This is a genomic window from Synechococcus sp. OH20, from assembly GCF_047502685.1.
GTDB lineage: Bacteria > Cyanobacteriota > Cyanobacteriia > Thermostichales > Thermostichaceae > Thermostichus.
Window position 1 is genome coordinate 1 of the sequence record NZ_JANSIQ010000003.1, and the last position, 22,043, is coordinate 22,043.

Here is a 22,043-nt window from a genome sequence, read left to right on the forward strand (position 1 = left end):
CCGTGGCTAATCCACTCTTGACCGAGTAGACTAGTCCTTCTTGAGTCCCCTGGCAGATGCCGGGGGATTTTTTTCTTCTACTGCCCCCTCCAATCTTTCTACCCAGGTGGGAGACCAAAATCGGCAAACGGTTTACCAGAATCTTTCCCCCAGTTTTTTCCAGTTAGAGTAGGGCTATTGCATCTGCAGGTAAAGGATATGGCGATCATTTCTTCTCGGGCTGTGGGGGCTGAGGATCCCGGGCAGCAGCAAAAGAGTTCTGCTTGCAGAGAAGGGATGGAGTTCCGCTCCCAGAACCGGGGCCGGCAAGCCGATGAGCTGTTGCAGCCACAGGCTCAGCCTGGCGAGGCTCAGGAAGAATCCCTGCGCCCGCGCACCCTAGCCGAGTACATCGGCCAGACGGAGCTTAAGGAAGTGCTTTCCATTGCCATTGCGGCGGCCCGGGCCCGCGGTGAGCCTTTGGATCACCTATTGTTCTATGGCCCGCCCGGCCTCGGCAAAACCACGGTGGCTGCGGTGCTGGCGGCAGAAATGGGATCCCACTTCTACATGACCACAGCCCCGGCGCTGGAGAGCCCCCGCGACATTGCCGGCTACCTGGTGCGCCTGAAGCGGGGGGATGTGCTGTTTATCGACGAGATCCATCGCCTGCCCAAAGTGACGGAAGAATTGCTCTACCCGGCCATGGAAGATTTTCGCCTCGATATCACCATCGGCAAGGGTCGCTCGGCCCGCATCACCTCTCTGCCCTTGGAGCGCTTCACCCTCATCGGGGCCACCACTCGCATCGGCGCCCTCACCTCGCCGCTGCGGGATCGCTTTGGCCATGTGCAACGGCTGCGCTTTTATGAGCCCCACGAGCTGGTGGAAATCGTGTTGCGCACTGCCCGTCTCCTGAACACCTCCATCGATCCGGAAGGGGCGACAGAGATCGCCCGCCGTTCTCGGGGCACGCCGCGTATTGCCAATCGCTTGTTCAAGCGGGTGCGCGATTATGCCCAGGTGCGAGGAGATGGCCACATCAGCCGAGAAGCGGCAGCCGCGGCCCTGGAGTTGTTCCAGGTGGATCCTATGGGGCTGGATTGGACAGATCGTAAGCTGCTGACGATCCTGGTGGAGCAGTTTGCGGGCGGGCCCGTGGGCCTGGAGACGATGGCCGCCGTGACGGGTGAGGATCCCCAAACCATCGAAGAAGTCTACGAGCCCTACCTGTTGCAGATCGGCTATCTGCAGCGCACACCCCGTGGGCGGGTGGTTACCCCCGCCGCCCTGCAGCACTTGGGCTACGCAGCCCGTTCCCTCACCCCCAGCCCCTCTCCCACAAGGGGAGAGGGGAGTTAATCTAGCTGCGATCGTTGCTGCCAACAGGGCTGAAACTGGGCACCACCAGCTCGCGGTTTTGCTTAGTGAGGCGGCCATACAGCTCTTGGGTGTTGGGGAAGTTGGCCGCCGGCAAGGTGGGGAAGCGGCGGTAGGGCACTGTATCTTCCCCGAAGAGATCCCGGTACTCTTGGGTATTCAGCAAGGCGCGCACAAAGGCCTTCAAACCCTGGGTGGCCAGGATCTGGTTGTACTTGCGGATCTCCTGCTGGTTCAGGGGCGCGCGGCCCAGGAAGTGCTTGGTGCCCAACTCGATCACCTTGGTGTTGGGATAGGGAGCGTAGAACTCAGAGCGGTACAGTTCTGAACACCCCAGCGCCTCGATGAACTCCTTGACGGTGATCTCGCCGTTGCGCAGCCTGGACTCGGCGGAGCTGAGCTCGGCACTGATGTTGTAAATGTCCATATCTCGCTCAAAGACCTGCCGGTAGGCGGCGCGGATGAGGTTGTTCACCTCGGCTTTGTTGGCCAGGCTGGTGAGCTTGAAGATGGGAACCTCCTGGCGCACCTTGGGCACTCCCTGCTGGGCCCGCCGCTGGATCTCCAGCTCGCCGGAGGGCATATCCTGCGGCTGGCCCAACTTGACAAAGAGGGGGATATCCTCATCAGTGCGAATGGGCTTGAGCGCCGCCATATCGCTGGATCCGGGGCGCATCCGCCGCAACGCCAGGCCGCCGGGGGTGAGGTAGCGCTCGTAGGGCACAATGTCTTCTCCGAAGTCCCGCTGGTACTCCTCGCTGTCGAGGATGGCATCCACCACCGCGTAGAACCCTTGCTTGGAGGCAATGTCGAACAGACGGTTGATCTCCTGCCGCCCGTAGGTGGGCCGGCCCAGCAGCTTGCGGTGGATAAACTCGATGGCTTTGCAAACATACAAGCTGGACCAGTACTTGTTGCGAAAGAGATCCGATTTGGCCAGTTGGCGCACAAACTCTTTGACGCTGATCTCGCCCGACTCCAGCTTGATCTCCCAGCGGGTTAGCCGTTGGCCTTCGTAGGGCACATAGCCATATAGCTGCTGGTAGCAGGCGCGGATCACCGCTTGTGTGGATCCCTCGCTGCCAACAATCCCCGCCCGTGCCCCCAACCGCCGACTGCGATCCCCAGGGGTTTGGGTGAGCTTGAAAACCTTGGGCCCCAAGCTGCCCGGATCCCCTGCCGCCCTGGGATTGGTGCGCTCGTTGGTGAGGGCAAAGCCGCGCCGGATGAGGATGCGCTTGACATCCTTGTTGAAGGGGGCGGGGCTGGCGTTGAGGGAACGGGTCTCCTTGGGGAAGATGGCGCCAAATTGGATCTCCAGCGGGTCGTTGCCGACGCCATAGGCATGCTGATCCGGCAAAGGGCGATTGTAGCGGGCAAACAGGGTGATGAACTGGGGCACCTTGCGGCGGGGGGCAGCGTAGTTGTAAAGATCAAACTTGGCCCCCCAGTTGGCGCTGGTTTGGGCTTCCACCCCTAGCTTGCGCAGGTAGGGCACCGTCTCCTCGCCGAAGTAGTCGCCGTACTCGCGGCTATCCACCAGCGCATCCACCAGGCCGGCCAGACCCTTGCTGGAGATGATGGAGAAGTAGGTCTGCACTTCCTCGCGAGTTTCTGGGGCCCGTCCTAGGAAGTGGCGGAAGGCCAGCTCCACGACGCGGCTGTTGATGTAGGGCTCGTAAAACTGCTTGCGGTACAGTTCGGATTTGCCCAGGCGGCGGATGAACTCCTTCATGGAGATCTCGCCGTTTCTCACCTTCGATTCCAGGTCGGAAAGCTTGAGGCCGTAGGCACGGCGGATGTCTCGCTCGAACACCTGCCGGTAGGCGGCTTTGATCACGTCTTCTTTCTCGGCGTTGGACAGCCCCGGCTTCATGGCAAAAACGGGCACTTTTTCCGCCGCCAAGTTGTAAATCTGGGGGAGCTGTAGCCCCTGCAGGGGCAGGCCATCGGCGGTGCTGGCGTTGCGCTGCCGCAGCTTATCGGAGGGGGAAGGAGCGATGAACTCGCTCAGCAAGACATCGAAATATTGGTTGATGATGGCCACCGCCTCAGCATCTTTGCGGAAGTAGCCAGCGGCAGCCCGCTTCATTTCTTGAATGGCGACGATGGTGGCCTCGGCGGAGCAGGCGTTTTCGATGATCTCCCGCAGGCCACGGGTGTTGACGGCAATGATGCTGGGATCCCCGGCCACAAGAGCGTAGGTGACGTAGCGCAAGAACCAGCTCAGATCCCGCAGGGACTTGCGCATGTTGGCGGCGCCGTAGCGGGAGATGTTAATGGGGCGGAAGTTGGGGGGAATCTCCACGCCGCTGGCGCTGAAGAGGTTGCGGATGGCCTCGAGGAAGCCGCCGGTGGACTCCACGTAAAAGGCGGTGCCCAACTTAAAGGCTTCCTTCTCGTCCTGAGTGACTTCTGGCCGCTCCAGATAGGCCATGGGCGAGCCCCCCGTGAAGATGCGGTTGGCCGCCCGGCTGACGATGATTTCGGAGTTGGCCGCGATCACTTGGGCAATGTCCAGGCGTTTCAGGCCGCTGGAGAAAAAGTCCTCCAGGCGATCCAACTCGGTGCGTCCCAGATAGCGATCCTGCTGTTCTGCCTGGGAGATGGTCGATACGGGCACGGTTTGGTACAGACGGGGGCTGGAAACGACGGTGCCAGCGGATACGTTGATACCCATCGATCTCTTAAACTCCGTTTTATCGAAAAAATGGCCGACAAAGGCTGAGGACGGTGCCCTCCCATCGCGCAGCGGGCCATAGCCTTTGGGGTGAAGAGGCCGACCCACGCTCGAACCGATGTCTCTCCCTGAGCCGAGAAGGATTGATGCCGGAGGGAGAAGCCAAGCCTAGAATACTAGGGGGATGTGCCCAGAGTGGGGGGGTTGTTGCAGTTTGTAACACTGTTTCTCATCCACATAGACATGGCTCCCGACCCGGCTCTGCCCTCACATCCGTTGTTTTCCGTCTCCAGCCTTGAAGACTGGCAACAGGGGCGTTACGAGTGCCTTGTCCAAGCTTTGCAGCAGCAGCTCCAGCAGGGATCCCCCTCCTCAGAGCTGTATTGGGGGCTGGGAGCTGCCTATCTGCTGCTGGGGCGGGAGCTGGAGGCGCAGCTTGTGTGGCAAGAGGGCTTGGCAATGCAGACAGCCGGAGGTGTAGCCGAAGCCGAGGCTGTGCGTGGGTGGGCAAGGGAGCTGCAGGAGCTGGCAGAGGGGCTATGGGAAAAAGGCCATTGGCCGCAGGCGGCGGCTTTGTACCGACAGCTTGTGGAGCAGGGATCCCTTCCTCCCGATCTGGCGGCGCTGGCCGCCCATCGCGTTGGCCTAACCCAAGAGCGCAGCCGGCTGTGGAGCGCGGCAGCGGAGTGGTATGAGCGGGCTTGCCGGTGGGATCCAGCAGCGGCAGAAAGTTCTTGGCGCTGGGGCCTGGCGCTGCTCAAGTTGGGCCGGTTCCAGGAGGCCACCTCGGCCTTGGAGCAAGCCGTGCGGCTGCGGCCGGAGTGGGGGGATCCCTGGGTGCAGATGGGCTTGGCCTGGCTGGATCAAGGGGATCCGGCGCAGGCGGTGCGGTGTTTCCGGGAGGCGGAAGCGCGGGGCACGAAGACGGCAGAGCTCTACAGCTACTGGGCAGAGGCCCAGGTGCGGCTGGATGACCCGCAGGCTGCCTGGGAAAAGTTCCGGCAGGCGGTGGCGGCGGAGCGGGAGTGGCTGCAGGCGTGGTGCGAAGGCAGCGGCAGAGAAAGCCCGCTGCGGTCTGGACTGGAGCAGGCAGGCAGGGGAGAGGGGATCCCCCAGGACCTGGATTCGGCTTGGCGACGGCGCTGGGCTCCGGCAGGCTCTGTTGCCCAGGCCAGCCCCCTTGTAACCGACTCCTGGCCGCTGCCAGCCCAAGGCTACCTCACCACCCGGCAGTGGCATCAGGCCACAGGCGAAGGGGACTACCAAGCACTGGATCCAGGGGAGGTGCTCTGTCTGCAAGCGCCCCCTGTAGCTGATCCGGCCATTGGGCAAAAGCTGCGCCCGCAGCGGATCCCCCTGGCCGAGACTTTTGTGGCCCAGATCCCCCGCGGATCCGTCCATGTGGGCCACTATCCCCGCCACCTCTACGCCAGCTTTGCCAGTGCGGTGCTCACCCGCCGGGGAGAATTGCTGGCCGATGTCTCCCTCAGCTTGCCGCCACCGGAGTTTCTCGACTGGGACTGGGGGCCGGATCACCTGGAACACCACCCCATCTTGAGCTTACCCCACCTGCCGCCGCCGATCCCACTGGACGGCTCTGTCGCCCTCTTGCCGTTGGGAGCGGTCAATTACTTTCACTGGATGGTGGATGTTTTGCCTGCCCTTGATGTCCTGCAGCGGTCGGGCGCCCTCGGAAAAGACATCCCCATCTTGATCCACGGGTATCAAAGAAAACCCTTTCAGGTGCAGAGCTTGGCCGCTTTGGAGATCGCAGCCGAGCCCATCCTCAGCTTCGAGCAGGTGGGGGGATCCCATCTGCAAGCGCAGAACCTGATCGTGCCCTCAGCAGGGGCTCCGGCGGGGTGCTTGACGCCCAGGGGATTGGCGGTGCTGCGGCAACTGGCCCGGCCGAGCTTGTCCAGCGCTCCCTTGCTGCCGCGGCGGATCTACATCAGCCGTCGTGCTGCCCGCTGGCGGCGGGTGATCAACGAAGCGGAGGTGCTGGCGGCTTTGCGCCCCTGGGGATTTGTATCGGTGCAACTGGAAACCCTTTCTCTAGCGGAGCAAATAGCGCTGATGCAAGGGGCCGAGGCGGTGATCGGGATCCATGGGGCGGGCCTGACCAACCTCGCCTTTTGTCAACCCGGCGCCACCGTCATCGAGATCCTGCCCCGCAACGCGGTGCTCCCCTACTTTTGGATCATCGCCCAGGTGGCAGGGCTCAATTATTTCCCTTTGCTGGCGCCGGTCTGCGATCCAGCTTTGGTGGCCCTTCTTGCCAGCCCCGATTTGGATCGAGAAGATGCCTGGGTGCGGATCCCGGACTTGCTCAAGGTGCTGGAACAGACAGAGCTCAATTGATGGTGGGAAAATGCCTTTTTTCGAATTTACGAGAGTTCTGCAAGCCTCGCATTCAAGATGGGATCGGAGGGACTCGAACCCTCACGTTCTTGAGGAACAACGGATTTTAAGTCCGTAGCGTCTACCATTCCGCCACGATCCCCTCTAGCGGCAACAGTACTCTAACAGACCACAGGCCAGCAGGATCAGCCTGTAGGATCCGGTGGTGACCTGATGGGGTTGGAGTCGGTCGGTCAACCAGCCAAACAAGGTAACGGGGGATCCTACTCTTCTCGTGGATGACGATGGCGCGGATGGCTTCGATTGCCACAGCCCCCATGGCCGGGACCCCCACCTCGGGCACGTCACCGCCTGGGATCCCCCCACCTACTCAGGAGAGGCGCTCAGGCGGTAGCCGCGGGGGGTGATCAGCCGGCTGCCGTAGCGAAAGGTCTGCGAGTTGCCGATCAAGACCAGGGTAAACATATCCACCTGCTCAGGATCCAACTCCCCCAGCGTGGTGAGGTGGATGACCTCGCCGGAACGATAGAGGTTGCGGGCCACCGCCACCGGGGTGTGGGCGGGGCGGGCGGCCAAAAAGATCTGCAGGGCTTTGAGGAAGGGATCCAGCCGCTGCCGCGAGCGGGGATTGTACAGGGCCACCACAAAGTCGGCCTGGGCAGCCGCCTGCAGGCGTTGCTCGATGGCCGGCCAAGGGGTGAGCCGATCCGAGAGGGAAATGGCGCAAAAATCCTGCATGAGAGGGGCTCCCAGGCGGGCGGCAGCAGCCTGAAGGGCGGAGATCCCCGGCAGCACCTCCAGAGAGGGGCGGATCCCATCCCAGCTGCTGCGGGCCAAGTACTCCAGCACCAGCCCGGCCATGCCGTAGATCCCCGCATCTCCCGAAGAGATCACCGCCACCTGCAGCCCCTGCTGGGCCAGGGCAATGGCCCGCTGCGCCCGCTGCACCTCCTGGGTGATGGAAAAGGCTTCGCAAATCTGGCCCGGGTGTAAGAGGGGCGCCACCAAGTCCAGGTAGAGCTGGTAGCCGATCACCACGTCGGCTTGGGCCAGGGCCAGGCGGGCGGCCAAGGTCAATTGGGCGGGATCCCCGGGGCCGGTGCCAATCAGCCACAGGTGCCCGGCGCGAGGGGAATACTCCTGAGCCGCGCGGGCAATGGCCAGGGTACAAGCTCCCTCGCTTTCTGAGGCAAAGACCTGCTTGGGGCAGAGAAGGGTGGCTCTCCCCTGGGCTGGATCCTCATCCCCCGACATGCGCTGGGCGGCCAAGAGGGCAGCCGCCTCCGCCACCGAAGGGGTGCCCACGGCCTGCCGCACCGCCTCCGAAGGGTGGGGAACTGGGATCCCCGCCAGGGCCGCGGCAGAGAAGAACTGGATGGGCCAACCGTGGGCCTGGGCCAACTCCAGCAGTCCCGCCTCATCCCGTTTCAACTCCAGGGTGGCCAAGCCGGCAACGGCCTCGAAGGCCAGCCCCTGGGCCTGCAGCAGGCGGCGCAGGGATCCCTCCAGCCAGGCGCGGCTGGTGCCCCGCTCGCAGCCCACACCCACCCACAGCACCCGTGGATGCCAGTGAACGGTGGGGAGCTTGTCCAGAGAAGTTGTAGATTCGCTGATCCGGATCTGGGCCACTGCTTGGTCGGGAGCGGTGAGGAAAAGAGAATGATCCGCTGGCCAGGCCCGCCGCCAGAGCTGCGTGCCACAGGTTTGCTCAACGGCCACCGGCTCTCCCCGCGCCAGAGCGGCTGCCACCCCGTTCCAATCGCCGGCGCCCCGCTGCCAACCGTAGGGATCCCCCAGCAAATCCAAAGGCGGGATCCCCAGCCCTTCCGAGGCAGAGGTGAGGATGGGCTCGGCTCCCAAGGCAGCCGCCACCCGCCGCGCCAGCGCCTCAGCTCCTCCCACATGGCCGCCACAGAGGCTAATGGCCCAGCGCCCAGCTTCGTCCACCACCACCACCGCCGGATCCCGGTATTTGTCTTGCAAGAGGGGGGCAATGAGCCGCACCACCGACCCAACTGGCAAGACAAAGATACAGCCCTGCACCTGCGGCCAGCTCTGGGCCACCGCTGCCGCCAGGGGATCCCCATAGGCTTGCCAGGGGGGTGGCAGCGGCTCTCGCTGGGGGTTGGCCTTGCTCCAGCAGATCCACTCCTCCGGCAGCAGCGACAGCAAAGGCTGGGCCAAGCGGCGACCGCGCGGGGTAGGGGCAAACAGGGCAAGCTTCATCAGCCTAGGGATCCTATACTGGACTACAGAGCCACCCGCAAATAGACGAGTGCCAATGCCAACCCCCCTTGGACTGATGCTGCCGCTGATCCCCCTGGAGGTTCTGCTCTCCACGAAGGGGCTGATGTTTTTGTTGCTATCGGCCTATGGCGGGGCCATGTGGACATTTTTAAGTGGCGCTCCCCGGGTGTACACCATCATCGTGCCCGATCTGGAGCAGGCAAGGGGCTTCTACGAAAAGGTTTTGAAGCTGCCGGAGGCGGAGCTGCCGCTGCAGTACTACTACGGCTATGAGCAAAGCATGGTCAGCTCCAGCCTGGGATCGCCCTATTTTCCGGGAGATATTGGCCTCAGCCCTCACTTTGATACCAGAACCCGTCCCACTTCTGGATCGACACAACCGGATACCCCTGGCCTCTGGTATCAGCTCTCCGACACTGTGCAATTGCACGTGATCCTCGGCTCCACGGATCCCTACGGCAGTCCCTCCAGGCCCCCCTCTGTACCTGCCTACGGGGCGGCAGCCGGTCGCACTGGCGGCGTCCGCTATCGCCACACCACCTATGAACGGGAAGCCCTCAAAGCCCTCCTGAAGCGGATCAACAAGCAAGGGATCCGCAACAGCGTCCGCTCCGAAAAGCCTTTTGTCTTCTGGGTGCGCGATCATCAAGGGCAGATCATCGAATTTGCCGAAATAAAAGGATGAAGGGATCCCCTAAGATCGTTGAAGGAAGGGGAAGCAAAAAGTCGGCGAGGGGAGACGCCAACAGATGAAACGGATGCTGCTGCTGTTGCTGGGTTTGCTGTGGATCGGGATGTGGGGTGGACAGCCGGCCGTGGCTCTGTCGCGGGCCAAAGACAACCCGATGGTGGGCATCCAATCCCCAGCCAAAGACTTCATCACCACCGAGTCGGGCCTGCAATACTACGACATCGCTCAAGGCAGTGGGCCTTCACCTCAACCGGGGCAAACGGTGGTGGTGAACTATGTGGGCAAGCTGCAGGATGGCACCGTCTTCGATAGCTCCTATAAGCGCAATCAACCTTTCATCTTCACCTACGGAGTAGGGCAGGTGATCCGCGGCTGGGAGGAAGGTCTGGCCACGATGCGGGTGGGTGGCAAGCGGTACTTGCGCATTCCGCCGGAGTTGGCCTACGGCAGCCGCGGCGCCGGCGGCGTGATCCCACCCAACGCCACCCTTGATTTTGAAGTGGAGCTCCTGGCCATCCAGTAGACTCTGGACATCCACACCTAAGCTTGACTGGGGGTGGGGAAAGTCAAGGCGGTGAGATTGCAGGGCGCTGCGGCAACTCCCTTCTGGGTAACAAACCTGTCTCCGTCTGTGGAGCCCAATTTTCCCCCTGAAGCTCCTAGCGCAGAAAAAGCTCGCCTGCGCCAGCACTTCCGCCAAGTGCGGCAGGGGCTGGAACGATCCCTGATCGAGCAGAAAATAGTGGCTCATCTGGCCTCTCACCCCCAGCTTTTGGCGGCCAGAACCATCTTGGCCTACGCGGCCTTCGGCTCCGAGGTGGATCTGGGATCCCTGTTCGCCCTTTTCCCTGAAAAGCGCTGGGGGATCCCTCGTTGCTTGCCGCAGCGGCAGTTGGGATGGCATCGCTACCACCCAGCCGAGCTTGTTCCCAACCGCTGGGGGCTGCCGGAGCCCTCTCCCACCAGTGAGGTTATCGACCCTGCCGAAGCCGAGTTGATCCTCGTGCCCGCCCTGGCCTGCGACCGCTGGGGGAGGCGTTTGGGCTATGGCGGCGGCTATTACGACCGCTTTTTGGCCTCGCTGCCGGATCCCGGTGTGCCCAAGTGGGGCATTGTCCCGCAGGCTTGCCTGCTGCGGCAGCCTCTGCCTCAGGATCCCTGGGATCAACGCCTGGACGGGATCCAAACCGAAGAGGGGTTTTACCCGGCGGGGGATCCCCTAGACTAAGGGAGATGGGCCTTGGAGGAAAAACATGAGCCAAGTTTGGAAGAAGGGGCTTCGCTCCCTCTGCTGGAGCCTGGGCTGGGCGGCTTTGGCGGCCCTCTTGCTGGGCTTTGGCGCCATCCCCCTACAATTGAAGGATCTGCACATCACCCCCTGCCCGGATACCCCCGAATACACCAACCTGGTCACCAGCAACGGCAACCCCATACCGGCCAGGTGCATGTTCATCGAAGGGACGGTGGTGAACCGCTCCAAAAACACCTTGGTCAATGCGGATGTCTTCGGTCGCCTTTACGATGCCAACGGCAATGAGGTTCTGCCGGAGCGCACCCGCGTGGGAGCCATCGAAGAGGTTCCCCCCGGCGAAAGCCCCTTCTCCATTCGCATCTCCGTGCCTGTGACCAGCCCGCTGCCCTTGACCCTGGAGCAATTCAAGGCCAGCGGCTTCAGCGGCACCGTGCGCCGTTGACATCCAGTTGATCCTTAGAAGAGTTGGCGGGTGAAGTCCACCTGGGCCGGGCGCCCCGGCAAATGGAGCTGGGCAACCACCGGCGGGGTTTGGGCGATCAGCCGTCCCCGACGGAAAACGTACAGGCAAGCCGGTTTCAGGCGAATGGCTTCGACGGCATCGGCAGCCTGGAGCACCACCAAATCGGCATAGCAGCCGGGTTCTAGTCCGTAGCCTTCTAACCCCAAAATGCGGGCCGGGTTTTCCGTAACGGCCAAGAAGCACTGGCGCATCTGCTCATAGCCGGTCAATTGGGCAGCGTGGATCCCCATGTGGGCCACCTCCAGCATGTTGCCGCTGCCCAGGGGATACCAGGGATCCATCACGCAGTCCTGGCCAAAAGCTACTGTCAGCCCGGCGGCCATCAGCTCCGGCACCCGCGTCAGCCCCCGTCGCTTGGGATAGGTGTCGTGGCGGCCCTGCAGCACCAGGTTCACCAGCGGGTTGGCGATCACCCCCAGCTCTGCCTCGGCCATCAGGGAAATGAGTTTGCTCACGTAGGCATTGTCCATTGAGTGCATTGAGGTGAGGTGGGAGGCGGCCACCCGCCCCTGCAAGCCCAGCCGCTGCGTCTCGTAGGCCAAGGTTTCCACGTGGCGGGAGAGGGGATCGTCTGTCTCGTCGCAGTGCAGATCCACCCGCAGACCCCGCGCCGCCGCAATCTCGCACAGGGCCCGCACCGAAGCTGCCCCTTCGGCCATCGTCCGCTCAAAGTGGGGGATCCCACCCACCACCTCTACCCCCCAATCCAGAGCCTTCTCCAAGAGCTGCACCGCCCCCGGCGAGCGGTAGTAGCCATCTTGGGGAAAGGCCACCAGTTGCAAATCCAGGTAGGGGGACACTTTTTGCTTGACCTCCAGCAAGGCCCGCACCGCCAACAGGTTGGGATCGCACACGTCCACATGGGCACGGATGGCCAGGATCCCGCGCGCCACCGCCCAGTCGCAATAGGTCAAGGCCCTCTCTATCACTGCCTCTGGCGTCAGCAGCGGCTTCAACTCCCCCCAAAGGGCGATCCCTTCTAGCAAGGTGCCCGATTGGTTGACGCGCGGGATCCCGTAGGTGAGGGTGGCATCCAGGTGAAAGTGGGCATCCACAAAGGGGGGCGACACCAAGCGGCCACTCACATCGATTTCCTGCAGGGCAGTGGCTTGTAAGTTGTTTTCCAGAGCAACAATGCGGCCCCCTTCAATGCCGATATCAACCCCCTTGCGGCCATCCGGCAAATTGGCCCGACGCAGAATGAGATCCATAGGTTATGGCTATTTCAACTTGGGATGAGCGACTAAAGTTGTTTCAAGGGCTTCCCTCCCCCCACTAAGGTAGGGGGATTTCCAGTCCTACCTATAGTGAGAGTGGCCGCCAACAAGCAATTCAAAAAGTAAGGCTCATGGCCTCAGCCCCAGCTCCGGCCCGCCAAAGCCCTGCAGAGGATGAGCATATTCTGAGCTGGTCAGGCCCTTGGCCTGCACCAACACCCCAAAGCTCCCCAACCCCATCGGATCCAGGAGGGCGTGAAGAGCGTATCGTCGCTGCAACACCTGGCCCACATCCACAGCTTCGCCGTCAAGCGGGTCCTCAATTTGGCTGAGAGCGGCCAGCCGCTCGGTTAACCCCAGGTTCACCAAAAAGCTGCTCTGCCGGGTGAACCCCAGATACTTCAGCCCCAGCGATTCTCCCACCTGCTCTAGGGTCGTAAAGTCCACATGGGCCGTGAGATCCTGGGATCCCACCTGAACATAGGGATCCGTGTAGCTGCCGTGCCGTCGGTAGGCCAGGAGCGTGCCTTGAGCGCGCTGGGGGCTATAGTAGCGCTGGGCGGTGTGGCCGTAATCGACAGTCAGCACGTAGCCCCGCCGCAGCTTGCGGGCCAGGAGCTGCAACCACTCCAGGGCTTTCAAGTTCACCTCGGTTTGGTAACCGGACGGATAGGTTTCTATGGGGATCCCCAGACGGGCAAAATACTCTCCCAGCTCAGGAGTGGACAGATCCCCCAGCACCTCCCGGAAGTCGGCTGCGGCAGCATCGCCACAAGCGACGTAAATTTCCCGCAACGCTCCCTCTTGCACCTGCACCCGATGTACCGGAAAAGCATCCACCAGCTCATTCGAGAAAAAACAGCCGATGACCGAGTCATCCGGGATCTCATCCCAATCCAGCCAGCGCACCTTTTCCCCAAAAGGGGCCAGTCGCTCCTGCTGTAGCCGACGCAGATGGGCAGAACGCTCCAGGATCCCATATTCCAGCACCTGCCAAAAAAGGGGGTGAGCAGAGCGCACGTAGGTCAGCCAATCCTGGGCCAAACGGCCGCTGCCCGCCCCCATCTCGATCACCCTGAAGACAGAAGGCGATCCCAAAATATTCCAGAACTGGCGGATCTGCTCCGCCAACAGTTGGGCAAAATCTGCCGCCAGGTGAGGAGAGGTCAGGTAGTCGGTGCCAACCGGGGATCCCCGCTCGTAATAGCCCAGCCCCGGCTCGTAGAGAGCCCACTCCATAAACTGGGCAAAGGTCACCGGCCCCTGAGCGCGAATGCGGCTGCCGATCAACTCCTGCAACCTCTGTGTGGACCGAGGTAACAACCAAGGCAAACTCAGGTCGCGCCGGGGCTGCTCAGGAACGATCACAGGTGGGGGTTCCAAAGATCCAGACTCACTTGCTCAGAGGGCGACGCCAATTTTGGCGAAACTGACGGTTCGAGACCAACAGCAGCGGCCAGAGAGCCGATACCAGCCACTTTCCGGATCCCGAATAGACGCGATCCGCTTTGCGGGCCGAGTACCAGACTCCACCTGCATAAATTGCCAAGAGCAAAAAAGGCCACATCTCAACCCATCCTGTTAACGCTGCTCAGCGAGTGGGGATCTCCGATCAGTAGGCATCCTGCAGCTCATAAAAGTCAGGCGTGATGTAGTCTTTGCGCAGCGGCCAACCAATCCAGTCTTCCGGCATCAAGATCCGCTTCAAGTTCGGGTGTCCCTCAAAAACAATGCCATACATGTCGTAGGTTTCTCGTTCCTGCCAATCCGCCGACTTCCAGATCCAATACACGGAAGGCAGCCGCGGATCCTGGCGAGGCAACTTCACCTGTAGCCGCACCTCTTGCGGGCGGTCTGCCCCATCCGATAGCTTGATCAGATGGTAGAGGCTGACCAGTGGCTGACCTGCCCCCAAGTCGTACCCACACTGGCACTGCAAATAGTTGAAGCCGTAGGCATAGAGGGCGGTGCACACAGGCAGGAGAAAATCCCGCTCCACCTCCAACAGCTCCACCCCCGCCGCATCTTTCCCCAGGTACTGGTGGTCAAAACCGTTGTCGGCCAGAAACTGGGAGACCGGGCCGCGCTCCAACGTCGCTAACGGTTCCGCTTGCCTTTCCTGAGCCTTGTCCTCTGCCATCTTACATCCCTCCCCGCAAAGCTTTGAGCTGCTGTTCCGCCTGCTTGAAGTCGGCAGTCTGCAAGGCCGGCGGCACCGGCAAGCCGATGGCAGCCGCCAGTTCCGGCGGAGGAGCTTGGCGAGTCTCGCTCTCCAGATACTTGCCGGTGATGATCTCCGGCACCGGCTTGAGGTTGTGCTTGACCGTGTAGTAGCGGTGAGTTTGTTGCAGGCGGCCCCGCTCCCGCATGTCTTCAGCGGCGATCTTCTTGCGCAGCTTGACAATGGCATCCATGATCGCCTCCGGGCGCGGCGGGCAGCCGGGAATGTACACGTCCACGGGGATTAGCTTGTCCACCCCTCGCACTGCTGTGTAGGAATCGGAGCTAAACATGCCGCCACTGATGGTGCAGGCCCCCATAGCGATCACGTACTTCGGCTCAGCCATTTGCTGGTAGAGCTTGACCAGCGCCGGGGCCATTTTCATAGTGACCGTGCCCGCCGTGATGATCAAATCAGCCGTGCGCGGTGAAGACCGGGGCAACAGGCCAAAGCGGTCGAAATCAAAGCGGGATCCCAGCATGGCGGCAAACTCGATGAAGCAGCAGGCGGTGCCATAGAGCAGGGGCCAGAGGCTGGACATCTTGGCCCAGTTGTACAGGTCGTTCACCGTCGTCAGAACGACATTGTTGGAGAGGTCGGTGGTAACCTGGGGGGCGGCCCCTGGAAACAGAACCTGCGGTTTCTCAGACGTCATGACCATTCCAATGCTCCTTTTCTCCAGGCGTACACAAGACCCACCACAAGGATGGCGATGAAAATCAGGGCCTCCACAAAGGCCAGCAACCCCAGGCGGTGAAACGCCACCGCCCAGGGATAGAGGAATACGGTCTCTACGTCGAAAATGACGAAGACCAAAGCAAACATGTAGTAACGGATGTTGAACTGGATCCAGGCTTGCCCAAACGGCTCCATGCCCGACTCATAGGTGCTGCGGCGTAGGGATCCCCGCCGCTTGGGAGCCAAGAGCGCAGAGGCCCCCAGCGCTAAAATCGGCAGCAGAGCGCAGACGATCAGGAAAACCAGCAGATACTCGTAGCCGGACAGAACAAACACAACCTCAGACCGCCTCAGTTGCTCAACATTTAGATACGTTTTCAGTATAGAGCCAGTCTGGGATTCCCCTGCGCCCTCGAATCTTCATTCTAATCATCAGTTCTGGTGATGATCACGATTGCCGGGAGCGGCGTTTTTCCAGCCAAGCCCACACTCCGCTCACCACCGCTCCGGCCATCAGGATCCCCAAAGCCGGCTGAAACAAAGGCAGCCACAGCCGCACCCAAAGCTTGTAGCCCAGTGGGATCCCGACAAAAGCCCCCGTCACCGAAAAGACAAACCAGACAAACCCGGCGAACACCAGAAAGACAATGGCAATCAGGAAGTTATCCAGCCAGCGCTTGAGGTCAGAGGAAGTCATGGAGATTAAGGCAGAACAGCTTGAAGTCAACCCAGAAGCAATATCTGAACCGAACTTTTTGGCTATCCAACGCTGGGCCAGCTCGGCTCTCGCCTGCCGTGAGCAGGCTCCAAAACCACACTAACGCCAGTGCAGTTCTCCTGCCAGCCTACCGACAGCATTTGAGAGTTGCGATTCCCTTGGTCAGCTCAGGTGGGAGATTGTCCCCCAATCGGCTGTACCGGCTGTTGACTTGTCAAGATATAGTGGTGAAAATCTGCTTATACACAATCTGTAGCGCTAAGCCGATGTCCATCTTCTCGAGCTCCTCTTTTGCAGACCGCTTACGACAGGTGATCGGCGACGAGGCCATTTATGCGTTTGGGCGACGGGCCGGCATTAGCGATACGGCCTTGCGCAGCTACCTGAAGGGATCCGTGCCCGGCATTGACAAGGCGGTGAAAATTGCCCAGGTGGGCCAAGTCAGCCTCAATTGGCTGATCACAGGGGAGGGATCCCCACGGTTGGATTCCGACTCGAAGGCAGAGTATGTGTATGTACCTTTTGTCGATGTGGCCGTCTCTGCGGGAGCGGGGGTGTTGGTGCGGGAAGAAGCGATCGCTGCGGTGATGGCTTTCGAGCGAAACTGGCTGCGGGCCCATTTGAAGGGAAACCCTGCCAAGCTGAGCCTGATTCGGGTGCAGGGGGATAGCATGGCTCCCACCTTGGAGGATGGCGACTGGATCTTTGTGGAGCGGCAGGAGGGTGGGGATCTGAGCTGTGAAGGCATTTATGTCTTTCAGATGGATGGGGATCTGTTGGTCAAACGACTGCAGCGCCTGCCCGGATCCCAGGTGAAGGTGATCAGCGACAATCCCCGTTTTCCTCCCTTTGTGGCGGATCCCGCCAACGGATTGACCATCATAGGGCGGTATCGAGGCCGCCTTAGTTTTGATTAGCCCTTTGAACGATGGCGGGAAGTGGCAGCTTGACCGACCGAGAATCCCCTCGGCGAGCTCCGGTCGCCGGCTAGGATCGCTTTCTAGAGTTGAGTGGAGTTCCCACTCTTTGCCTGCGTCCATTTAGCCGGAGGTTTGCCCAGGATGCCTCGCTCGTCCCAGCGCTCAACGGTTGCTCTCAATTTCCTCAGTGGGATCCTCTTGGTCAGCAGCGGGATCTGGCTGGGGATGGAGCTTCCCCAGCAGGCTCAACCTCAGCCCCAACCGGAGACCAACCTCTCTGCCGGTCAACCGGCTCCGCCTACACCAGCGATCTTGCCCACCCTGGCCCCACCCCAGGCCAATCCGCCGCTGGCCAGCCCAACGGCCAATGCAGATCCAAATGCAGATCCAGAGGAACGTCAGGCGAGCCCCACAGATCTGGAAACGGAGATTCGGGAAATCCGCCAGCAGGTGATCCAGCTCTTGATAAAAATTGAGGAACTGGAGTCGCGGCTGCAGCGGCTGCGTTCTCAAACAGCCCCTGAGCCCGTCAGGGAATCTTCCACCGCCGCCGAGATCGCTCCAGGGGAAGCCAGCGTTCCCGCCCCGACCCCAACGCCGACTCCCACCTCTTTTCAGGTGGGAACCCAAACCATCAGCCTGCCGGGGGATTTGCTGTTCGATTTTGACAAGGCCGAGATTCGACCTGAGGCGACCTCGCTGCTGGCCCAGGTGGCGAAATCCTTGGAAGCCATGCCCGGCGCCCGCGTTCAAGTGAACGGTCACACCGACAACATTGGATCCCTAAACTACAACCTGGCTCTTTCCCTGCGCCGCGCCAACGCGGTTAAAGACTATTTGATGAAACTCTTGCCGGAAGGCCATCCCATCAGTTGGACAACCTCTGGCTTTGGCCCTACCTTGCCGGTGGCCGATAACGACACAGAAGCCGGACGGCAGCGGAACCGCCGTGTGGATTTGATCATCGCTCCCTAGCTTCCCCCCCAAAATGGGGGATGACATGTTCTGGCAGGGCTTTGGTCTAGAATCTGGTAGGGCCAAATGGCTTCAGGTTCAATCCCTATCGTTGGGGTTCGGTTTTGAACGCAGCAGGGATCCCTTCGGGTGAGAAGCAGACATTTGCGCTGAGGGTTGAGACAACTCTCGACGCTCTTGGCCAGGTTTTAACCTGGTTTGAATCTTTTCGAAATGCCGGCATCCCGGATCCCATTTGGACGGAATGTCAGTTGGTTTTGGCGGAGGGGTTTACCAACGCCGTTCGCCACGCCCACCGCGCCCTGCCTCCCAGTACGCCCATTGATATTGAGCTGATCCTGATGCCGCAAGAGCTGGAGTTGCGCATTTGGGATCAGGGGCAGGAGTTTGACCTGGAGGGAGCTTTCCGGCACCTGATGGCCAACCCCGATCCCGAATCCGAGGGGGGACGCGGCATTTGGCTGATGAAGGCTCTCTCCACCCACCTGAGCTATACTCGTCAGGCGGATGGGCGCAACTGCCTGTTGATCGGCAAGCGCTTCGACGATCTAGCTCAAGTCTATCGGTGCCAGGCCTAGGTGAGCAGGCCGCCGCTTAACTTGCGAATGGCCGAGCTGGCCACATCGCTGTAGCGCAGTTCACCGGCCAGGATCTGGCCCATACGCCGAGTGGCTCCTGGTCGTTTGACGCCCACCTTGTAGCCCACGCCTGGAAAGCGGTAGAACAAGGCCGCAATCCGTTTAGCCCAGCGCATCTCTGAGCCCCATTCCTGTTGCACGCGGGCCGAGTAGTTCGCCAGAGCCTCTGTGTTCCCCGCCAGGGCTTGGTCGATGGCCTCTGCCGCCAACATGCCGGTGAGGAGGGAAGGGCGGATCCCCTCGGCGGTAAACGGATCGACGACGCAGGCGGCATCCCCCACCAAGAGGGCATTTTGGCTGTGGAGCGGTTGCTCTTCATCCCAGAGGCAGATGGGATGGCCGAACTGCTTGACCGATTTCAAGTCTACGCCGAAGCTTTGGGCATATTGGGCGGCAATTTCCCGCAGGTTTTGTTTTTCTCCACCGCGAAAGGTGCCGGCCCCGATCGAGTAGCCATCGGCCTTGGGGAAGTTCCAAAGGTAGCCATTGCTCACGGCGCCGAAGTCGAAATGGGCGGCTGCAGTTGGCGGTTGCCCAACGGGCACCTCTGCTTCCAGGGCGGCGGCTAGACGACGGCGGCGTTCTTGAAAGCCCAGCCACTTGGCCATCGAGCCTTTTGCCCCATCGGCTGCGATCACATACCGACCCCAGACGGGGCCGGTGCTTGTCATCACTTGCCAGCGGTCGCTTTGCCACTCGAGGCCGGAGACGGGGCATGTTGCCTGGAGCGCTGCCCCTTGCTTTTGCGCCTGCTGAATCAAGTAGTGGTCGAAAACATCCCGCCGCACCATCCAAACGGGTTCTTGCAGATCCAGGTCGGCCACCACCGGATCCCCGCCGCGCCAGGTGTAGCGAATTTGCCGGATCTTCAGGGAAATGGCGGGGCTGAAGTCGAAGTCGAACCAAGCTGCCACCATGGGAGAGACCCCGCCCCCACAGGGTTTGTAGCGGGGCAAGGGATCTTTTTCCAAGACCAGCACCGAGCGCCCCCGCTTGGCCAGATGGTAGGCAGCAGAGCCGCCGGCGGGGCCAGCACCGACAATGACACAGTCGTAAAGCTGCGACATAACCTGCGATTCCCCAGCTCCCATGTCCTGGGCTTTGTTTATCGGCTTCTAGACTATTATGGCGGCAGCAAATCTACCCGCCTGTTTTTGGGAAGCCCATGCGAATTCGATGGCAACGGCTTGCCAACTTGCCCTTGACTTGCTGCTATGCCGCCTTCAAACCCTCTAGCTCGCTTGATCTCGTTGGATGAGGAAACCCCATGCACGACCTGGACAGTTTGCCAGAACCGGTAGCCGACGCCCTAATCAAAAGCCTGCTCACGGATGTGGAACGGCTGATCAACCAGCACGGCCTGTCAGAGGTTCTGGTGGGGTTGGCCATGTATTGCAATGTGCAGTTCAAGGCCAAGTTCAATAAACCCAACCGCACCGAAAAGGATGAGGAGCTGGGATTTTATTTCCGCGACGCTGCCAAAGCCCTAGAGGTGGCGGCCAGCCTCACCTACCGCACCATCGATCGCTCCCGGCCCAGCCAGCCCAACGCTTAGAGGGTAGGGATCCCGCCCTCACCCCTCTCCCAGCCCTCACCCCCAGCCCCTCTCCCTGAAGGAGAGGGGAGGTGGCGAGTGCTCTGGGGTTTGGGGTGGCAAGGGATCCCCCTGGGTTCTTATGCTGGTGGGCGACAGTTGCAGTGAGGCCGAGCGTGAGAGTTGTCTGGGAACGCAGCATTTACGGGGGCAATGGCCGCGTGCCCTGCATTATCTGCGGCGGATGGGCCACCCCGATCCAGAAAAAGGGGCAGCAGGTGCTGCTGGCGGTGGTCTACAACGACCGCGGCCAAATCTATGGCGAGATCTGCCGCAGTTGCCTCAGCCTGGGGGCCAAGGGCATCAAAGAGTATCTACGAGAGCGGATTGCCCGCCTGCGCAGGCAACTGCAAGACCTGGAGGAGCTGGAGCGAGGAGAGGTGCAACTGCCCACCTTGGAGCAGGAGCTGAGCGCTTACTTGGATTGAAGACTACTCTTTCTGCCGCTCAACCTCGAAATCCCGTTTGGTATGTCGCGGGATCAACTCCAGCCGGTCAATGTCGTCTCGCCAACTAGGGGGAACTCTGCGAAAACACAGGCCAAACAGCTCGTGGGCTAAGGCGATCCGTTCTTTGTCAATATGCAGGTAAGCCTTGCCGAATAACCCGTCTACCATCCACAGCCCTATCGCCCAAAGGAGCGGTATGAGCAGGTTAAGCAGCAGATTCATCCTCAGTCTCATCCCCAAGCCCTCTCCCTTGCCGCAGCCGGCTGTGACCTCTGCTGCCTGGCTTGCTCTCTTGAGTGCCGGCTTGAGTGGGGCTGCTCTCTGTTTGGCAAGTTTGGCCCCTTGGAATGCCCTCAGCCCGGCCCGAGGTTTGAATGATGTGGCCAGCAAAACGGCTGTTGTTGGCACCCCTCAGTTGTCCGGCAACGCGGATCCTTCTTGGGCGGCCTCCTCCGTCCCCCAGATGGGCAACGCCTCGGAGATGAGGATCTCCCCTTCTAAAGACTTCTTGAAGCCTTCCCCAGAGCAGATCGACCGCTTCGCCCGCGCTCTTCTGGCGGTGCAGCCCCTTCTGGCGGCCACCCAAATCGCCTGCAGCAGGCCAACGGCAGCGAGGAACGTCGGCAAATTGAACAACAGTTTGAAACCGCAGCCGCCAAGGTCATCGCCGCCCATCAACTGACCCCAGAGGACTATCACCGCATCTCTGCCAGCGCCCAGTCGGATTCGGGTGTAGCAGCCGCAGTCACCGCAGCCGTGCGCCGCTGGATGTCGCTCTAGCCCGACAAGACCCTGGCCTGCAGGCGGGAGGAGAAAACTTCGTAAATAACCGTCAAAGGTTGGCCTCGGTGCAGCAAAAGATAATGCCTAGCCCAGAAAGGGCCAGGACACTGCAGCAGCCGGGCAATCGGGTCTGTCTCACCATAGTAGAGGCCGCGCAGATCGCGAAAGGTCTCCAGTTTTTCTTGGATTAGGTTTTGACCAATGGGCAGATTGGGATGGGGCAAGTATCGAGCCAGATGGTCGGAGTTCCACCAAGAGGTGGCATAGAGCAAGGGCTGCTGAGAGGTTGCTCCACACAGCCAAACCCGCCGCCGCATCAAGGGGGATCCCAGCCGTGCCAAATCCTTGGCCAGCCGTTGCATGGACTGGGGGGCGGCCCTCTGCTCCGCCGGCAAATCGACCCGGCCCGTGTCGAGCAGATGGGCCTGAATCGGCTCTTGGGTCAAGGCAGCCAGGTTGCGGGTGGTCAAGCCATCCCCCAAGAGCAGCAGGCGCAACACGGGATCCACCTGCACCAACTCAGGCTGTAGCGGGTCTACCTCCCCCTGCCAATGCAGTTGCAGGGGCCACCAATCGCCTTGGCCAGAGGAGACGTTAGAACAGAGAGCAGCGCTCCAAGGGGATCCCGCGGCGTCGGCCTGGTAGGTCAGTGGAGAAGGGGAAAGTTCCAAGGCGGAGGTTCGGTTGTTAAGTTCTGTATCGCTCCTTAGTCTAACCCACCCCCTGCTGCAGCTCTA

Annotated in this window: 25 protein-coding genes and 1 tRNA gene; 13 read left to right on the forward strand and 13 right to left on the reverse strand. The window is 61.2% G+C overall.

All coding sequences use genetic code 11. The features are described from left to right. Nucleotides 1–198: 198 nt before the first annotated feature. Nucleotides 199–1,341: a Holliday junction branch migration DNA helicase RuvB gene (ruvB, locus tag NW826_RS00465; RefSeq protein WP_414334583.1), complete on the forward strand. Its 1,143-nt coding sequence runs from the start codon at nucleotides 199–201 to the stop codon at nucleotides 1,339–1,341. 1 nt (nucleotide 1,342) lies between these two features. On the opposite strand, the gene NW826_RS00470 is transcribed toward ruvB, so the two are convergent. After that, a complete protein-coding gene (locus NW826_RS00470) occupies nucleotides 1,343–4,039 on the reverse strand; it encodes a phycobilisome rod-core linker polypeptide (RefSeq protein ID WP_414509172.1) in 2,697 nt (898 codons plus the stop codon). Between the two features lie 207 nt (nucleotides 4,040–4,246). On the opposite strand from NW826_RS00470, the gene NW826_RS00475 reads away from it, so the two are divergent. After that, entirely contained in the window at nucleotides 4,247–6,400 is a 2,154-nt protein-coding gene (locus tag NW826_RS00475; RefSeq protein ID WP_414509173.1) for a glycosyltransferase 61 family protein, read from the forward strand. 58 nt (nucleotides 6,401–6,458) lie between these two features. Here the strand turns inward: NW826_RS00475 and NW826_RS00480 are convergent. Both NW826_RS00480 and cobJ read right to left on the reverse strand, forming a co-directional pair. Then, a tRNA-Leu gene (locus NW826_RS00480) sits at nucleotides 6,459–6,542 on the reverse strand. Between the two features lie 224 nt (nucleotides 6,543–6,766). Next, the gene (cobJ, locus tag NW826_RS00485) at nucleotides 6,767–8,626 is read right to left on the reverse strand and encodes a precorrin-3B C(17)-methyltransferase (protein WP_414334578.1); all 1,860 of its coding nucleotides are present in this window, start codon (nucleotides 8,624–8,626) and stop codon (nucleotides 6,767–6,769) included. A 55-nt stretch (nucleotides 8,627–8,681) separates the two neighbouring features. Between cobJ and NW826_RS00490 the strand changes: the two genes are divergently transcribed. The 4 genes from NW826_RS00490 to NW826_RS00505 all read left to right on the forward strand — a co-directional run bounded on the left by NW826_RS00490 (nucleotide 8,682) and on the right by NW826_RS00505 (nucleotide 11,032). After that, complete coding sequence (locus tag NW826_RS00490; protein WP_414509174.1) at nucleotides 8,682–9,332, forward strand: hypothetical protein; 651 nt, start codon at nucleotides 8,682–8,684, stop codon at nucleotides 9,330–9,332. Between the two features lie 64 nt (nucleotides 9,333–9,396). Further along, nucleotides 9,397–9,861, forward strand: a complete 465-nt coding sequence (locus NW826_RS00495) for an FKBP-type peptidyl-prolyl cis-trans isomerase (protein WP_414509175.1) — start codon at nucleotides 9,397–9,399, stop codon at nucleotides 9,859–9,861. Nucleotides 9,862–9,912: 51 nt separating this feature from the next. Further along, nucleotides 9,913–10,566: a 5-formyltetrahydrofolate cyclo-ligase gene (locus NW826_RS00500; RefSeq protein ID WP_414364128.1), complete on the forward strand. Its 654-nt coding sequence runs from the start codon at nucleotides 9,913–9,915 to the stop codon at nucleotides 10,564–10,566. Between the two features lie 25 nt (nucleotides 10,567–10,591). Further along, a complete protein-coding gene (locus NW826_RS00505; protein WP_414334570.1) occupies nucleotides 10,592–11,032 on the forward strand; it encodes an FxLYD domain-containing protein in 441 nt (146 codons plus the stop codon). Nucleotides 11,033–11,046: 14 nt separating this feature from the next. Here the strand turns inward: NW826_RS00505 and NW826_RS00510 are convergent, their stop codons facing one another. The 7 genes from NW826_RS00510 to NW826_RS00540 all read right to left on the reverse strand — a co-directional run bounded on the left by NW826_RS00510 (nucleotide 11,047) and on the right by NW826_RS00540 (nucleotide 15,926). After that, complete coding sequence (locus tag NW826_RS00510; protein ID WP_414338817.1) at nucleotides 11,047–12,324, reverse strand: amidohydrolase family protein; 1,278 nt, start codon at nucleotides 12,322–12,324, stop codon at nucleotides 11,047–11,049. A 135-nt stretch (nucleotides 12,325–12,459) separates the two neighbouring features. Then, nucleotides 12,460–13,629, reverse strand: coding sequence for a class I SAM-dependent methyltransferase (locus tag NW826_RS00515; RefSeq protein ID WP_414334566.1), 1,170 nt, complete (start codon nucleotides 13,627–13,629; stop codon nucleotides 12,460–12,462). A gap of 94 nt (nucleotides 13,630–13,723) precedes the next feature. Further along, complete coding sequence (locus tag NW826_RS00520) at nucleotides 13,724–13,897, reverse strand: hypothetical protein (protein ID WP_414334564.1); 174 nt, start codon at nucleotides 13,895–13,897, stop codon at nucleotides 13,724–13,726. Between the two features lie 45 nt (nucleotides 13,898–13,942). Then, a complete protein-coding gene (locus NW826_RS00525; RefSeq protein ID WP_414334563.1) occupies nucleotides 13,943–14,470 on the reverse strand; it encodes an NAD(P)H-quinone oxidoreductase subunit J in 528 nt (175 codons plus the stop codon). A 1-nt stretch (nucleotide 14,471) separates the two neighbouring features. Continuing rightward, a complete protein-coding gene (locus NW826_RS00530; RefSeq protein WP_414334561.1) occupies nucleotides 14,472–15,212 on the reverse strand; it encodes an NADH dehydrogenase subunit K in 741 nt (246 codons plus the stop codon). Then, on the reverse strand, nucleotides 15,203–15,565 hold the full coding sequence (gene ndhC / locus NW826_RS00535; protein WP_414334560.1) for a photosynthetic/respiratory NAD(P)H-quinone oxidoreductase subunit C: 363 nt from the start codon (nucleotides 15,563–15,565) through the stop codon (nucleotides 15,203–15,205). Before ndhC ends, NW826_RS00530 begins: the two co-directional genes overlap by 10 nt. 112 nt (nucleotides 15,566–15,677) lie before the next feature. Further along, on the reverse strand, nucleotides 15,678–15,926 hold the full coding sequence (locus NW826_RS00540; RefSeq protein ID WP_414334559.1) for a hypothetical protein: 249 nt from the start codon (nucleotides 15,924–15,926) through the stop codon (nucleotides 15,678–15,680). A 287-nt stretch (nucleotides 15,927–16,213) separates the two neighbouring features. Here NW826_RS00540 and NW826_RS00545 point away from each other — a divergent pair, with 287 nt between their 5' ends. From NW826_RS00545 to NW826_RS00555, 3 genes are all read left to right on the forward strand, one after another. Continuing rightward, the gene (locus NW826_RS00545) at nucleotides 16,214–16,864 is read left to right on the forward strand and encodes a LexA family transcriptional regulator (protein ID WP_414338809.1); all 651 of its coding nucleotides are present in this window, start codon (nucleotides 16,214–16,216) and stop codon (nucleotides 16,862–16,864) included. Between the two features lie 144 nt (nucleotides 16,865–17,008). Continuing rightward, a complete protein-coding gene (locus tag NW826_RS00550) occupies nucleotides 17,009–17,842 on the forward strand; it encodes an OmpA family protein (protein ID WP_414334555.1) in 834 nt (277 codons plus the stop codon). Between the two features lie 104 nt (nucleotides 17,843–17,946). Next, nucleotides 17,947–18,420 (forward strand): ATP-binding protein, encoded by a 474-nt coding sequence (locus tag NW826_RS00555; protein WP_414509176.1) that lies wholly within the window; start codon nucleotides 17,947–17,949, stop codon nucleotides 18,418–18,420. Here the strand turns inward: NW826_RS00555 and NW826_RS00560 are convergent. Continuing rightward, on the reverse strand, nucleotides 18,417–19,547 hold the full coding sequence (locus NW826_RS00560; protein ID WP_414368449.1) for a geranylgeranyl reductase family protein: 1,131 nt from the start codon (nucleotides 19,545–19,547) through the stop codon (nucleotides 18,417–18,419). The genes NW826_RS00555 and NW826_RS00560 overlap by 4 nt on opposite strands. A gap of 200 nt (nucleotides 19,548–19,747) precedes the next feature. On the opposite strand from NW826_RS00560, the gene NW826_RS00565 reads away from it, so the two are divergent. Both NW826_RS00565 and NW826_RS00570 read left to right on the forward strand, forming a co-directional pair. Beyond that, nucleotides 19,748–20,035, forward strand: coding sequence for a hypothetical protein (locus NW826_RS00565; RefSeq protein ID WP_414334549.1), 288 nt, complete (start codon nucleotides 19,748–19,750; stop codon nucleotides 20,033–20,035). A gap of 155 nt (nucleotides 20,036–20,190) precedes the next feature. Beyond that, nucleotides 20,191–20,502, forward strand: coding sequence for a hypothetical protein (locus NW826_RS00570; RefSeq protein ID WP_414336599.1), 312 nt, complete (start codon nucleotides 20,191–20,193; stop codon nucleotides 20,500–20,502). A 3-nt stretch (nucleotides 20,503–20,505) separates the two neighbouring features. On the opposite strand, the gene NW826_RS00575 is transcribed toward NW826_RS00570, so the two are convergent. Then, nucleotides 20,506–20,745: a hypothetical protein gene (locus NW826_RS00575; protein ID WP_414509177.1), complete on the reverse strand. Its 240-nt coding sequence runs from the start codon at nucleotides 20,743–20,745 to the stop codon at nucleotides 20,506–20,508. Here NW826_RS00575 and NW826_RS00580 point away from each other — a divergent pair. Together NW826_RS00580 and NW826_RS00585 are read left to right on the forward strand one after the other, a co-directional pair. Further along, entirely contained in the window at nucleotides 20,720–21,205 is a 486-nt protein-coding gene (locus tag NW826_RS00580; RefSeq protein WP_414509178.1) for a hypothetical protein, read from the forward strand. The genes NW826_RS00575 and NW826_RS00580 overlap by 26 nt on opposite strands. Continuing rightward, complete coding sequence (locus NW826_RS00585) at nucleotides 21,151–21,303, forward strand: hypothetical protein (RefSeq protein WP_414509197.1); 153 nt, start codon at nucleotides 21,151–21,153, stop codon at nucleotides 21,301–21,303. Before NW826_RS00580 ends, NW826_RS00585 begins: the two co-directional genes overlap by 55 nt. Here NW826_RS00585 and NW826_RS00590 read toward each other — a convergent pair. Continuing rightward, nucleotides 21,300–21,977 (reverse strand): chorismate pyruvate-lyase family protein, encoded by a 678-nt coding sequence (locus NW826_RS00590; protein ID WP_414509179.1) that lies wholly within the window; start codon nucleotides 21,975–21,977, stop codon nucleotides 21,300–21,302. The two genes, NW826_RS00585 and NW826_RS00590, sit on opposite strands and share 4 nt — an antisense overlap. Between the last annotated feature and the right edge of the window lie 66 nt (nucleotides 21,978–22,043).